Origin of the sequence: Streptomyces sp. NPDC002773 (genome assembly GCF_040295605.1) — a bacterium.
Classification (GTDB): Bacteria; Actinomycetota; Actinomycetes; order Streptomycetales; family Streptomycetaceae; genus Streptomyces.
On the sequence record NZ_JBEOVO010000020.1, the window covers coordinates 38,807 to 51,864 of the forward strand.

General features: G+C 71.7%; 11 protein-coding genes. All 11 read right to left on the reverse strand.

Features of this window, described 5'->3' with window-relative positions:
• Positions 1–51 precede the first annotated feature (51 nt).
• Complete coding sequence (menC, locus tag ABT034_RS23130; RefSeq protein WP_351218121.1) at positions 52–1,164, reverse strand: o-succinylbenzoate synthase; 1,113 nt, start codon at positions 1,162–1,164, stop codon at positions 52–54.
• Positions 1,165–1,189: 25 nt separating this feature from the next.
• Positions 1,190–1,960 (reverse strand): GNAT family N-acetyltransferase, encoded by a 771-nt coding sequence (locus tag ABT034_RS23135; protein WP_351218123.1) that lies wholly within the window; start codon positions 1,958–1,960, stop codon positions 1,190–1,192.
• Entirely contained in the window at positions 1,957–3,039 is a 1,083-nt protein-coding gene (locus tag ABT034_RS23140) for a M20 family metallopeptidase (RefSeq protein WP_351218294.1), read from the reverse strand. The genes ABT034_RS23135 and ABT034_RS23140 overlap by 4 nt, the downstream gene beginning before the upstream one ends.
• A 239-nt stretch (positions 3,040–3,278) precedes the next feature.
• Positions 3,279–4,301 (reverse strand): dipeptidase, encoded by a 1,023-nt coding sequence (locus tag ABT034_RS23145; protein WP_351218125.1) that lies wholly within the window; start codon positions 4,299–4,301, stop codon positions 3,279–3,281.
• Positions 4,302–4,366: 65 nt separating this feature from the next.
• Complete coding sequence (locus ABT034_RS23150) at positions 4,367–5,059, reverse strand: ABC transporter ATP-binding protein (RefSeq protein ID WP_351218127.1); 693 nt, start codon at positions 5,057–5,059, stop codon at positions 4,367–4,369.
• Positions 5,056–6,873 (reverse strand): dipeptide/oligopeptide/nickel ABC transporter permease/ATP-binding protein, encoded by a 1,818-nt coding sequence (locus tag ABT034_RS23155; protein WP_351218129.1) that lies wholly within the window; start codon positions 6,871–6,873, stop codon positions 5,056–5,058. The genes ABT034_RS23150 and ABT034_RS23155 overlap by 4 nt, the downstream gene beginning before the upstream one ends.
• Positions 6,873–7,910 carry an ABC transporter permease gene (locus tag ABT034_RS23160; protein WP_351218131.1) on the reverse strand — a complete coding sequence of 346 codons (1,038 nt, stop codon included), beginning with the start codon at positions 7,908–7,910 and terminating at the stop codon, positions 6,873–6,875. The genes ABT034_RS23155 and ABT034_RS23160 overlap by 1 nt, the downstream gene beginning before the upstream one ends.
• Positions 7,907–9,484, reverse strand: a complete 1,578-nt coding sequence (locus ABT034_RS23165) for an ABC transporter substrate-binding protein (RefSeq protein WP_351218133.1) — start codon at positions 9,482–9,484, stop codon at positions 7,907–7,909. Before ABT034_RS23165 ends, ABT034_RS23160 begins: the two co-directional genes overlap by 4 nt.
• A 223-nt stretch (positions 9,485–9,707) precedes the next feature.
• Positions 9,708–10,625 (reverse strand): serine hydrolase, encoded by a 918-nt coding sequence (locus tag ABT034_RS23170; protein ID WP_351218135.1) that lies wholly within the window; start codon positions 10,623–10,625, stop codon positions 9,708–9,710.
• Entirely contained in the window at positions 10,622–11,563 is a 942-nt protein-coding gene (locus tag ABT034_RS23175) for a serine hydrolase (RefSeq protein WP_351218137.1), read from the reverse strand. The genes ABT034_RS23170 and ABT034_RS23175 overlap by 4 nt, the downstream gene beginning before the upstream one ends.
• Before the next feature lie 21 nt (positions 11,564–11,584).
• Positions 11,585–12,910 (reverse strand): serine hydrolase domain-containing protein, encoded by a 1,326-nt coding sequence (locus ABT034_RS23180; RefSeq protein WP_351218139.1) that lies wholly within the window; start codon positions 12,908–12,910, stop codon positions 11,585–11,587.
• Positions 12,911–13,058: the final 148 nt, after the last annotated feature.

The window sequence follows — 13,058 nt, forward strand, 5'->3', positions numbered from 1 at the left end:
GCGATGGCGTCCGGGGAGCCTTCGGGAGGGGCGGCCGTCCGGTGCGGAGGCCTAGAGCGCGATCCACTCGGTGGACGTGGTGACGTCCTTCAGGACGTCCGGGAGCGGTTCGAGGCCGAGGCCCGGGCCCGTCGGGACGTCGAGGTGGCCGTCCGTGAGGACGAACGGCTCCGTGATGTCCGTGGCGAAGTAGCGGTGGGAGCCGGAGGTGTCGCCGGGGAGGGTGAAGCCGGGGAGGGCCGCCAGGGCGACGTTGGCGGCGCGGCCGATGCCGGTCTCCAGCATGCCGCCGCACCAGACGGGGATGCCGTGGGCGCGGGCGATGTCGTGGATGCGGCGGGCTTCGAGGTAACCGCCGACGCGGGCCGGCTTGATGTTGATGATCGAGCAGGCGCCGAGGGAGATGGCAGCGGCGGCGTCGGCGGCGGACTCGATGGACTCGTCCAGGCAGATCGGGGTGCGCAGCAGCTTGGCGAGCTGGGCGTGCTGGACCATGTCGTCGTTGGCGAGGGGCTGTTCGATCAGCAGGAGGCCGAAGTCGTCGAGCTTGGCGAGCTGCTGGGCGTCGACGAGGGTGTAGGCGGCGTTGGCGTCGACCTGGAGGAGGAGGTCGTCGCCGAAGCGCTCGCGGACGGCGCGGACGGGTTCGACGTCCCAACCGGGTTCGATCTTCAGCTTGATCCGGACGTACCCCTCGGACACGTAGCCGTCGACCGCGTCCAGGAGTTCGGGGATCGAGTCCATGATGCCGACGGAGACGCCGCAGGGCACGCGGTCGCGGGACGCGCCCAAGTGGGTTCCGAAGGACATGCCGGACGTGCGGAGTTGGGCGTCGAGGACGGCGGTCTCCAGGACCGATTTGGCCATGTGGTGGCCGGTGAAGGGTTCGAGTGCGCGGCCCACCGCCGCCGCGTCCACGCCGTCCTTCGGCAGGGCCGGGACGAGGAAGCGGCGCAGGACGTCCTGGGCTCCGTCGACGTACTCGGAGCAGTAGCGGGGTTCGGACATGGCCGCGCACTCGGCCCAGCCTTCCGTTCCGTCGGCGGTGACGACGCGGGCGAGAAGGACGTCGCGGCTGGTCTCGATGCCGAAGGAGGTGCGGAACGGGGCGACGAGCGGCATCGCGATGCGGCGCAGTTCGACGCCGGCGATCTTGGTCTTCATGTGCGGGTGGCTCCTGGTGGGGTGTTCAGGCGGTGGGGACGGCAGTGCGGTGGATGACGTAGCTGCGCCGGTCGTGGAAGCCGACGACGCGGGCTCCGCCGGCGAGCAGGCCGCTCAGGGTGTGCCGGACGGTCAGCCGCCAGTCGCGGGCGGCGCCCGGGTCCGTACGGCGCAGGGACTCGATGTCGTCGGGGAGGTCGATGAGGACGGTGGCGGCGTCGGTGGGACCGATGACGGGGTGGCCGTCGTGGTTGCGGACGCCGTGGACGACTTCCGCGGGCAGTTCGAAGGCGTACGGGCCTGCCGGGCTGGTCAGGTCCCAGGCGGTCAGGACGCGGTCGGACTCGTCACCGCCGTTGATGGCGTCGTCCATGGCGCCGTAGAACGACGTCAGGTACTCCTCGGGGCGGGCGCCGAGTTTGACGAGGTTGAAGTAGGCGTTGCGGCGGATCAGCGGGTCGTAGGTCCACGTGATGCGCTTGATCCCGCGCGCGAGGGCCCACTGGCGCTGATGCAGCTTGAGGGCGAGCCCGATGCCGCGGCCCATGGCCGTACCGGTGATGTGGGAGTGCAGGGTGGTGCCGATGGGCTCCCCGTAGAAGGCGACGGACGCGCCGACCAGGCGGCCTTGTTCGTATGCGCCCGCGACGTAGTTGCCCGCGTGGGACAGGGCGCGCATGACTTCGGCGGAGACGGGCGGGCTGTCGGCGTCCGTGCCCCAGATGTCGGCGTAGAGGCGGCTGACGGTGTCGAGGTCCTCCATGGTGTGGAGTTCCTTGAGGTCGAGTGCGTTCACTGCATCGCTCCGACGAGTGCGGCCAGGAGCCGGGCGCGGTCCGGCATGGTGGTGGTGAGGACGTGTTCGTGGTCGGCGTGGGCGCCGTCGCCGACGGCGCCGAGGCCGTCGAGGGTGGGGCAGCCGACTCCGGCGGTGTAGTTGCCGTCGGAGGCCCCGCCGACGGCGGCCTGCCGCAGGGGGGCGAGGCCGAGTCGTGGGGCGATGCCGTCGGCCAGGGCGAAGAGCTTGTGGGAGGCGTCCGGGTCCAGGGGCGGGCGGTTGGGGCCGCCGGCGATCCGCAGGCGCGCCTCGGGATCGTGCGGTCGCAGGGCCCTGATCAGCTGGTCGACCGCTTCCTGCGCCGCCGCGCCGGGGACCCGTACGTCCACGCTGAGGTCGGCGCGGGCGGGCACGGTGTTGTTCGCGGTGCCCGCCGACATCACGGTGGGCGTGACGGTCGTCCCTGGCCCGGTCCGGGCGGTCACGGTTTCGGCGATCCGGCTCAGTGCGAGGATCTGCTGGGCCAGTTCGGTCGCCGCGTTGACGCCCTTCTCTGGTTCGAGTCCGGAGTGGGCGGCGCGGCCGTGGACCGTGATGTCGTAGAGGGAGACGCCCTTGCGACCGGTCTTGAGCGCGCCCCCGGGTGCGGACGGCTCCAGGACGAGAGTCGCCGCGCACTGCCGTGCCAGGTCTTCGATGAGGTGGCGGGAGGTGTCCGAGCCGACCTCCTCGTCGCCCGTGACCAGGACGCACACCCCGTCGAGGGAGGGCAGGGAGGCCAGGGCGTGGAACATCTGGACCAGGCCGGCCTTCATGTCGAAGACGCCCGGGCCGCGGGCGACGCCCTGCTCCACCGACCAGGGGTGGGTCGTGAGTGAGCCCATCGGCCAGACGGTGTCGTGGTGCCCCAGGAGCAGGATGCGCGGGGCGCCGAAGGTCCATTGGACGTGGGTGACGCCGTCGACGACCAGCGTCTTCGGGCGGGCGCCGAGCAGCCGGCTTCCCTGGTCGGCGACGACCTGTGCGCTGCGGGAGACGGCGGCGTGGTCGGCGGAGTACGACTCGCAGGTCACGAGTTCTTCGAGGTCGGCGAGCATGGTGTCGAGGTCGAACGCGGGGGCGGACACGGCATCCGCTCGCGGGGGACTGGGTTCTTGGTCAACCGGCACGGTGGTCCTCCAGGGTGGGATGACGGTCACGCTAGGCAGGGCGGACGCGGCCCGGTTGGTGCCGGGGTGACAACCTCGGCCTCGGGTTCGTACGGGGGACCGAACGGCCGGTGCCCGGCGGGACGTACGACCGGCCGGGCACCGCTGCGGGGAAAGGTCGGGCCAGGTCAGCCCATGTGCTCGGCCATGAGCTGCCGCATGTTCCCGCCGAGGACCTTCAGGATGTCCGCCTCCGGCAGTCCCCTCCGGACCAGCGCCTCGGTCACCAGCGGCATACCCGCCGGGCCTTCAAGGCCGGGGAAGTCGAACATGGGGTCCTCGTCGTCGAGGTTCTCGCAGCAGGGCGGCATGACGTCCGCCATGACCTCGCGTACGAAGTCGGAGCCGAGGCCGACGTGGTCGATCCCGGCGACGGAGACGATGTGCTCGATGTGGTCGACGATCCGGTCGGTGCTCACCTTCGCCTGGTCGTCGGTGAGGAAGTCCGGTACGAAGTTCACGCACACCACTCCACCGGTGGCGGCGACGCCGCGGATCTGGTCGTCGGTGAGGTTGCGGTGGTGGTCCCGCAGCGCGCGGGCGCACGAGTGGGTGGCGATGAGCGGCCGGGTGGCCAGTTCCAGGACGTGCGCGACGCCGCTCGCCCCCAGGTGCGAGATGTCGAAGAGCATCCCGAGGCGTTCCATCTCCCGCAGCGCCTCGACGCCGGGTGCGGTCAGCCGGCTGCCGGTGGCGTCCTCGCGGCTGCCGTCGGCGAGCGGGGTGCGGCCCCAGTGGGCGAGGGAGGCCATCCGTACGCCGAGTCGGAAGAGAGTCGGGAAGAGTTCGACGGAGGCGTCGATGCCGGGGGCGCTCTCCAGGGCGAGGACGAGGGCGATCTTGCCCTCGGCGAGGGCCGCGTCGATGTCGGCGCCGTTCAGGCACAGGGTGACCCGGTCGGCGTTGGCCTCGGCGAGGACATGGGCGCACTCGATCATGCGGAGGGTCTGCCGCAGCGCGCCCTCGGGGCGGTACTGGTCGTCGATGAAGACGGGCAGGACCTGGATGTCGATGCCGCCTTCGCGCAGCTGCGGCAGCCAGCGTTCGCGGAAGAAGGAGCCCCAGCGCTTCGGGGGGCGCGCGGCGACGGCCATGAGGAGGTCGTTGTGCGCGTCGGCGACGACGGCACGGTGGTGGAGGTCGTGGGACACGACGAACCTTTCAGCGGGAAGGAGCAGGCGTCGGACCGCCGGACGGGACGGCGGGGACCGGGAGCTCAGGTGCGGGCGAGGCGCGGGACCGCGTCCAGCAGGGTGCGGGTGTACGCGTGTTGCGGCGCGCCGATCACGTCCTCGACGGGTCCGGACTCCACGAGCCGGCCGTGGTGCATGACGGCGACGGCATCGCAGACGTACCGCACGACGGCGAGGTTGTGCGAGATGAACAGCATGGTCAGGCCGAGTTCGCCGCGCAGGTCGCGCAGGAGGTTGAGGACGGCGCCCTGGACGGAGACGTCGAGGGCGGAGGTGATCTCGTCGGCGATGAGGAGCTCCGGCCCGGCCGCGAGGGCACGGGCGATGGCGACGCGCTGGCGCTGGCCGCCGGAGAGTTCGCGGGGGTACTTGCTCGCGTACGTGGCGGGGAGGGTGACCAGTTCGAGGAGCCGCCCGACCTCCGCCGGCCGCTGGGCGCGGGGGACGCGGGTGCCCTCGGCGATGGCGTCGCCGATGCTCATGCGCGGGTTGAGCGAGGAGTACGGATCCTGGAACACCATCTGGACGCGGCCGGGCGCGACCCCGGAGACGGTCCCGCTGTACGGGGTCAGGCCGGCCACGGCGCGGGCGAGGGTGGACTTCCCGGAGCCGGACTCTCCGACGAGCCCGGTGACGGAGCCGGCCGGGACCTCCAGGCCGACACGGTCGACGGCGGTGAAGTGGCCGAAGCGGACGGTGAGTTCGCTGATGTTCACAGGACCTCCCAGCAGGCCACGGAGTGGGATTCCGTACGGGCGAGCAGCTTGGGGCGGATGGCGCAGCGGGCGGTGGCGAGGGCGCACCGGTCGGCGAAGGCGCAGCCGTCTCCGACGTCGCCGGGCGCGGGCTGGCGGCCGGGGATGGTGGTGAGGGGGCCCGAGCGGTCGGTGTCCATGTCGGGCAGCGAGCCGACGAGGGCGCGGGTGTAGGGGTGGCGGGCGTAGTGGAGGCCGTCGGCGGGGAGTTCCTCGACGATGCGGCCCGCGTACATGACCGCGATCCGGTCGCACAGTTCGCTGACGACGGCGATGTCGTGGGAGATGAACAGGGCGCCCGCCCGCGTCTCGTCGACGGCTTCGCGCAGGACCCGCAGGACCTCGCGCTGGACGGTGACGTCGAGGGCGGTGGTGGGTTCGTCCGCGATGATCAGGCGGGGCGTGTTCATCAGGCCCATGGCGATGACGGCGCGCTGGCGCATGCCGCCGGACAGCTCGTGCGGGTAGCGCTTGACGACGTCGGCGGGGTGCTTGATGCGGACCCGGTCGAGCCGTTCGACGGCACGGGCCCGCGCCTCGGTGCGGGTGGCGCCGTCGTGCAGGGTGGCGACTTCGGCGAGCTGGCCGCCGACGCGGAGCGCGGGGTTGAGGGAGGAGGTGGGGTCCTGGAAGACCATCGCGAGCGACGATCCGAGCAGCTTGCGGCGCTCGGAGTCGGTCAGGTCGTCGAGGTCGACGCCGCCGAGCCGCATGCGGGCGCTGCCGGTGAGGCCGGGGTAGGGCACGATCCTGCCGATGGCGGCGGCCGTCATGCTCTTGCCGCTGCCCGATTCGCCGACGAGGCCGACGATCTCGCCCGCGCGGACGGTCAGCGACAGCTGCCGTACGGGGGTGATGCCGCCGGGGAAGGCGACGGTGAGGTCCCGTACCTCCAGGACGGCGTCCGGTGCGGGCTCGTCCCGGGCGGGGGTCACGACGGGGGCGACGGGCTTGCCCACCGTTTCGCGGGTGTGGGCGGCGGCCTTGGCGAAGGTGTCGCCGAGCAGCATGAAGCCGAGGCCGGAGAGGCTGACGGCGAGCGCGGGGGCGACGACGACGGACGGGGTGACGTAGACGTGCCCGAACGCTTCGTTGAGCAGTCGGCCCCAGTCGTACGAGGGTGCCTGGACGCCCATGCCGAGGAAGGACATCGCGGACAGGCCGAGCAGGGCGCCGCCCATGGCCTGGGCGGTGTTGAGGATGAGCGGCTCGGCGATGTTGGGGAGGATGTGGCGGGTGAGGATGCGGTGGCGGGGCACCCGCAGCATGCGGGCAGCGGCGATGTAGTCGGATCCGGCGACGGACGCGGTCATGGTGTGGGTGAGCCGGGCGAAGGCCGGTGCGAGGGCGACGCCGATGCCGAGGACGGCTCCCTGGGCGCCGAGGCCGGCGACGACGGCGGTGAACATGGCGAGCAGCAGGGCGGGGAAGGCCACGAGCAGGTCGACCGCGGCGATGACCGCTCGGCCCGCGCGCCGGGGCAGGATCTGCGGCAGGGTGCCGAGCAGGATGCCGGTGACGGTGCCGATCAGGGTGGCCAGGAAGGCGAGGCCCAGGGTCAGCCGGGTGGCGACCAGGGTCCGGGCGAGGAGGTCACGGCCGAGGGCGTCGGTGCCGAGCAGATGCGCGGCGGAGGCTCCCTGGCTGATCTCCTTCGGGTTCATCCGGGTGGCGGCGTCCTCCCAGATCGGCGGGCCGACGATCGCGAGGAGGACCATGAGGGCGACGAGCACGGCGCCCAGCAGACCGGCGGGGTTGATCGGCAGACGGCGCATCAGCCCTCCCTGCGGGTGGAGGCGGACGGGGTGGACAGGGTCGACTTGGGGTCGAGGACCCCGAGCAGGAGGTCGACGAGGAAGTTGACGACGAGGACGAGCGCGCCGTAGACGAGGATCATGGCCTGCGCCACGGGGTAGTCCTTCTGGGTGATGGCCTCGACCGTGCGCAGGCCGAGTCCGGGCCAGGCGAACACGTTCTCGACGAGGACGCTGCCGGTGATCAGCCCGCTGAGCAGCAGGCCGCCCATGGTGAGGGTCGCGGTGAGGGTGTTGGGCAGCAGATGCACCGCGTACAGGCGCCAGGCGGGCAGCCGCTTGGCGTGGGCCAGGCGCATGTAGTCGGTGTCGAGTTCACGCAGGGTCTCGACGCGCGCCAGGCGGGCGATCATCGCCGCCGGGGCGATGGCGAGCGCCGTGACCGGCAGGACGAACGAGGCGGGCCCGGTGAGGCCGGCCGGCGGGAACAGGCCGAGGCCCAGGGCGAGGACGAGCATCAGGGCGAGACCGTAGAGGTACTCGGGGATGGCGACGGCGGCGCCGGTGAGGGTGGTGAACGCGTTCTCGGTGCCCCGCCGGCGTCCGTTGTGGGTACGGACGGCGGCCCACAGCCCCAGCGGGACGGCCACGGCCAGAGCGGTGAGGGTGGCCAGGAGAGCGAGGGCCAGGGTGTTGGGGAGGCCCTGTCCGATGATGTCCGCCACCGGCTGGGAGCTGAAGAAGGAGGTCCCGAGATCGCCGGAGAGCAGCTGCCGGACATAGTGCGTGAACTGGGTGAAGAGCGGCTCGTCGAGGCCGAGTTCGCTCCGGCGCTGTGCGACGAGTTCCTTCGGCGCGGTCGGGCCGAGCATCTTGCGCAGCGGGTCGCCGGGGATCAGGTGGATCATCGCGAACGAGGCCACGACGAGCACGGCGAGGGAGGCGGCGAGGCGCAGCAGCTGCCGGACGAGGAAGCCCGGCGTGAGGCGGTGGGAACGGCGCGGTGCGGCGACGGCGGGCGTGTCGTGCGGGGCGAGCACGTCGGATGGGCTGGTCACTTCTCTCCCCCCGTCATGCGGATCGACGTCGGGTCGAAGAGCCCCGCCGTGATGCGGAACGAGGCGTTGTGGGCGGCGGTAGTGAGCGTCTTGTCGACGACGGGGACGAGATCGACGTTGTCGAGCAGCGCACTCTCCGACCGCGCCCACAGGGCGCAGCCCGACGTTCCCGGAAGCTTGCTCGCCTCGGCGGTGAGTTCCTCGTACGTCTTGTTGGTGAGGTGGGCGAAGTTGCCGCCCTCGGGGGTGAAGGGGCCGGACAGCGAACCGATCAGCTGTGTGGGCAGGGTGACGCCGAGCGACACCCAGTCCACGTCCCAGTCCTGGGTGACCGCTTCCACCTCGTCGTAGGCGGCGTCCGACAGGGCCCGCAGCCGCACGTCGACGCCGACCTTCTTCCACGCGTCGGCCAAGTACTCGGCCGCGGCGGCCATGCTCTCGCCCCCGAAGGTGCCGTAGATCATGCGGATGGTGAGCCTCTTGCCCTCCTTCACGCGGAAGCCGTCGGGGCCTCGGCGCCAGCCGGCGGCGTGGAGCGCCGAGCCGGCCGCGATGGGATCGAAGGCGGGCAGGTGGCCGGTGACCGTGTCACCGGGGCAGGGGTTCGGTTGCAGCACCAGGCCGGTGGGCCGTTGTCCGGTGCCACCGGTGGAAATCGCACCGAGAGCGTGCAGGTCGACCGCTTGGAGAAGGGCCTTGCGCACCGCCGGATCGTTTCCGGGGTGCCCCTTGCCCTGGTGGAAGAAGAACTCCTGCGTGCCGTTGGCCTGGACGGTGGTGGTCACGCCGGGAACGTTGGTCACCCGGGCACGGTCAGGGCCGGCGAACTGGGCGGCGTTCAGCTGGTGGGAAAGCAGCAGGTTCGCCGCTGTCGACTCGCTGCTGACGACCTTGAGGACGACCGAGTCCGGCATGGCGGGGTCGGATGCCGTGGCTCCACCGGGTCCCCAGGTGTAGTCGGTGCGCCGGATGAAGGTGTAACTCTGGTTGGGCCGGGCTTCCGTCAGCTGGAAAGGGCCCGACCCGGAGGTGCCGCTCTTGAGCAAGGAGCGGTCCTTCAGCCCCTTGCCGCAGACCATGAACAGGTACCGGGTGCTCTGCAGTATGAGCGCGAACGGCTTGGGCGTGGCAAGAGTCACCGTGCCGGCCGTGTCGTCGGCCTTCGCGGTCAGGCCCTCGGGAATGACGACACCGACGGCGGGCGACTTGGTGGCCGGATCGGTGATGTGGTCGACGTTCGCGGCGATCGTGCTCGGCCTCACCGGACTGCCGTCCGCACAGGTGACGTCGCGGCGCAGGGTGAAGGTGACCGACGACGGCCTGACATCCCACTTCTGGGCCAGGCCCGAGACGACGCGGCCGTCGGGGTCGATGTTCACCAGCGTGTCGTAGGCGAGCGACAGCGCGGTGTACGTGTGGGAGTTCTGGAACTGGGCCGGATCGAGCAGACCGGGATCGCTCTTGATCGCGAAACTGAAGGCGTCACCACCGGCCGACCCGGCCTGGCCACTGCCGCAGCCGGCCGCCAGCAGTGCCACCGCGGTACAGGCGGCTATCGCCTTGGCTCTGTTCATCGGGGGCTTCATAGGGGAGCTCCTTGGGGCTGGAGAGTTGCCTCACAGTCGCGGCTCGTGGCCGGAATTGATTCAGACGGGACGACGAAAGGTGCCGCTCCGGTTAGGTGCGGGGTCCCAAGCCGGGCGGCGGTTTCGAAGACACGACGGCCCCGGACCGCCGGCGAGGCGGTCCGGGGCGTGAAGTGCGCGAGCGGACGGGCGGAGGGCACGGGGGGCTCGTTCACGTCCGGGTGCGGAGATGATCCACGGCGAGCCTGGCGGCGCGGCCGATCGCACGGTCGGCGAGGGGCTGGCGCCCAGCTGCGGTCGACGTCCGCAGGAAGACGCCCACGGCGTACCGCTTGCCGTCGGGGTACTCGATCACGCCGGCCTCGTTGCGTACGGCGAAGTCCGTGCCGGTCTTCCCGGCGAGCCGCACGCCCGCTTCGGGGAACCCGGAGACCAGGCGGTGCTGCCAGACCTGTTGGCTCATGATGTCGCGGACCTCGGCGCAGGCGCTCGCCGGACCGGCTTCGTCGCGCCAGATGGCGGCGAGGAGCGCGGTCACCTCGCGGGGTGTGCTCGAAGGGCTGCTGCCGGGGGCGCAGGCACCGAGGGCGAGGAGCCGTTCGTCGGGGACGCCGGCCAGCTGGTCGTCGAGGGAGCGGTCCGGCGCGAGGCCGAGTTCCCTGCGGATGTCGTCGTCCAGGGCGGCACAGGAGGAGCAACCGAAGTCGGGGAAGCCCAGGTCGTCGAGGGTCGCGCGGACCCGGTCAGGGCCGACGATGTCGAGGAGCAGGTCGGTCGCCGCGTTGTCGCTGATCGTCATCATCATGAAGGCCAGGTCGCGGGCGCTCATCTCGACGTCGTACGCACAGCCGTCGGTACCGCTGCCGCCGGCCCGGTAGGCGGCCGTGACCGTGTGGCGCCCTGCCGGGTCGAGCTCCCCTGCCGCCGCCTGCCGGGCGTACTCAAGGGCGATGGGGATCTTGAAGACGGAGGCGAGCACGACCTGGGTGTCGGCGCCGTGGCCAAACTCCGCACCCGTGTCGAGGTCCCTGGCGTGGACGAACCCTTCGACGCCGGCCTGGGTGAAGGCGTACGAGAGCAGGGTGCGGGTCTGATCGGCCCCGGCCGACCGCGCTGCGGCTGTGGTCATGTCGTCTCCTCGGGTGGGGTGGCGGCCGGTGCCCGGCGCAGGTGGTCGACGGCGGTCCGTGCGGCACGGCCGATCGCGGCGTCGGCGGCCGGGTTGCGGCCACCGAGCGCGGGGGTGCGCAGGAAGACCGCGACGGCGTAGCGGCCGCCGTCGGCGTACTCGACGACGGCGGCTTCGTTGAGGACGCCCCACAGGGAGCCGTTCTTGGCCGCGACGCGGACGTCGTCGTCGAAGCCCGCGACGAGGCGGTGGACGGAAAGCTGCTGGCTCAGCAACTCTCGTACTTCAGCGCACGCTTCGGCGGGTCCGGCCTGGTCGCGCCAGATCGCCGTGAGCAGGGAGGTGATCTCCCGTGGCGTACTGGACGCGGACCGGGTGGGGTCGAGCATGGCCAGTCCCCTGATCCGGTCCTCGCTCACCTGGTCCAGCTGGGCGTCGATGTCGCCGTCCGGGTCGAGGCCGAGCTCCTCCCAGACCGGGTCCCACAGCTCTCGGTAGCGCCCGACCGGCAGGCGTGGGCAGCCGAGTTCGGTGGCGACGGCGCGTACAAGGTCCGTGCCGAGGATCTCCATGAGCTTGTCGGTGGCCGCGTTGTCGCTCATGGAGAGCATGAAGAAGGCGAGGTCGCGGGTGCTCAAGGTGACGTCGTGCCGGCAGCTGTCGGTGCCGATGCCGCCGCCTTCGCGGTTGGCGGCGGTGATGGTGTGGCGGGCGGCCCGGTCGAGGGCTCCGGCCGCAGCCTGACGGGCGTAGGCGACCGCGACGGCGATCTTGCGGAGGGAGGCGACGATGACGGGGGCGTCGGCACGGAGGGCGACCTCGCGAGCGTCGCCGTCACCGTCGATGTCGCGGGCGTGGACGAAGCCCTCGACTCCGGCTTCGTCGAAGATCGCTTGGAGGCGGGCGGTCACCTCGTTGGCGGTGGAGGGTGGTGCCATGGGGTTCCAATCGCGCGTGGGTCAGCTGGTCTTCGGGGTGGCACGGCCGCTGTAGTGGAGGTACGAGGGGCCCTCGGGGCGCTGCTCGAACACCACCGCGTCCCAGATCGAGTCGTCTTCGTCGCGGCCGACGAAGGTCGTCGCGTCGACGGCGACGAGGTCGAGGCTGCGGGAGCGGGCGAGGCCCACGAGGATGCCGGTCGGCTCGGTACGCAGGCGCAACCGGCCCTCGTGGGAGGTCACGTGGATCCTGCTGCCGGCGCGCTCGTACACGCCGGTGAAGGGCTCGATGTCGACGTGGACGGGCTGCTCGGGCGGGGCGATGGGGGCGGGGACGTGGACCGCGTGCAGCTCCCGGAGGAGCTCGGTGACCAGCCGGTGCTGGAACTCGACGCTCCGGCCACCGTTGACCATCACGGCGACGACGGTCCCGAGTTCGGGGAGCACCCAGAGCGCGGCGTGCTGGCCGATGGTGTCGCCGGTGTGGGAGACGACCTGGTGGCCGTCCCACTCGTCCAGGCTCCAGCCGATGCCCCACTGCCGTCCGCCGCAGTGCGGATTGGGCAGGTCGACCTGCGCCTGGCGCAGGGTGGCAGGGTCGGCGAGGAGCGCTCCGGGGGTGAGGTGGGCGCGGCCGAAGGCGACCACGTCGGCGGCCCGTGCGCAGATCAGTCCCGCGGGGCCGACGGATCGGGGCAACCCCCACTGCGGCACTACGGCACCGCGCTCGTCGTGGCCGACGGCGGCGCCGAAGCGCAGGACGTCCTCCGGCAGCGACCAGGTGTGGGTCAGTCCCAGCGGGTCACAGATCTGCTCCCGCAGGGCCTGGTCCCAGACCGTGCCGGTGAGCCGCTCGACGACCCGGCCGGCGATGACGAATCCGGAGTTGCAGTACGAGTGGGAGTCCCCGACGGGGAACGTCTGATCCAGGTCGGCGCACGCCTCGACGTAGCGCCGCAGGCAGTCGTCGCCGCGGCCGGTGTCCAGGAACAGGTCACCGTCGATGCCCGAGGTGTGGGTGAGCAGATGGCGCAGGGTGATCGCCGCGGTGGCGCGGGGGTCGCTCACCCGGAACTCCGGCAGGATCTCCGCGACAGGGGTGTCCAGCGTGACGCGGCCCTGCTCGGCCAGGAGCATCAGCTGGGTCGCGGTCCACACCTTGGTGACCGATCCGATTTGGAACAGTGAGTCGGTGCGTACGGGCGCCCCGGTGGTGGTGTTGAGGACGCCGGTGGCGCACTCGTACACCTCGCCGCTGTGCCAGAACGCCAGGCTCGCGCCCGGTACCTCGGAGTCGGCGGCCAGGGCCGCGAGGCGGCTGCCCCAGTGCTCGCTGTCGGCCTTCACGCGCGTCCTCCGGGTGGATCGATGCGGCTCGTTGAACTTGGCCGGAAGCGTATGCGCGGAGGACACCCGGCGGTTCGTGCGCGGATACGAAGATGCAGGTCGGAGCTTGTTTCCGCGGACGACTCCGGAGGTGGTCGGCGTTCCTAGG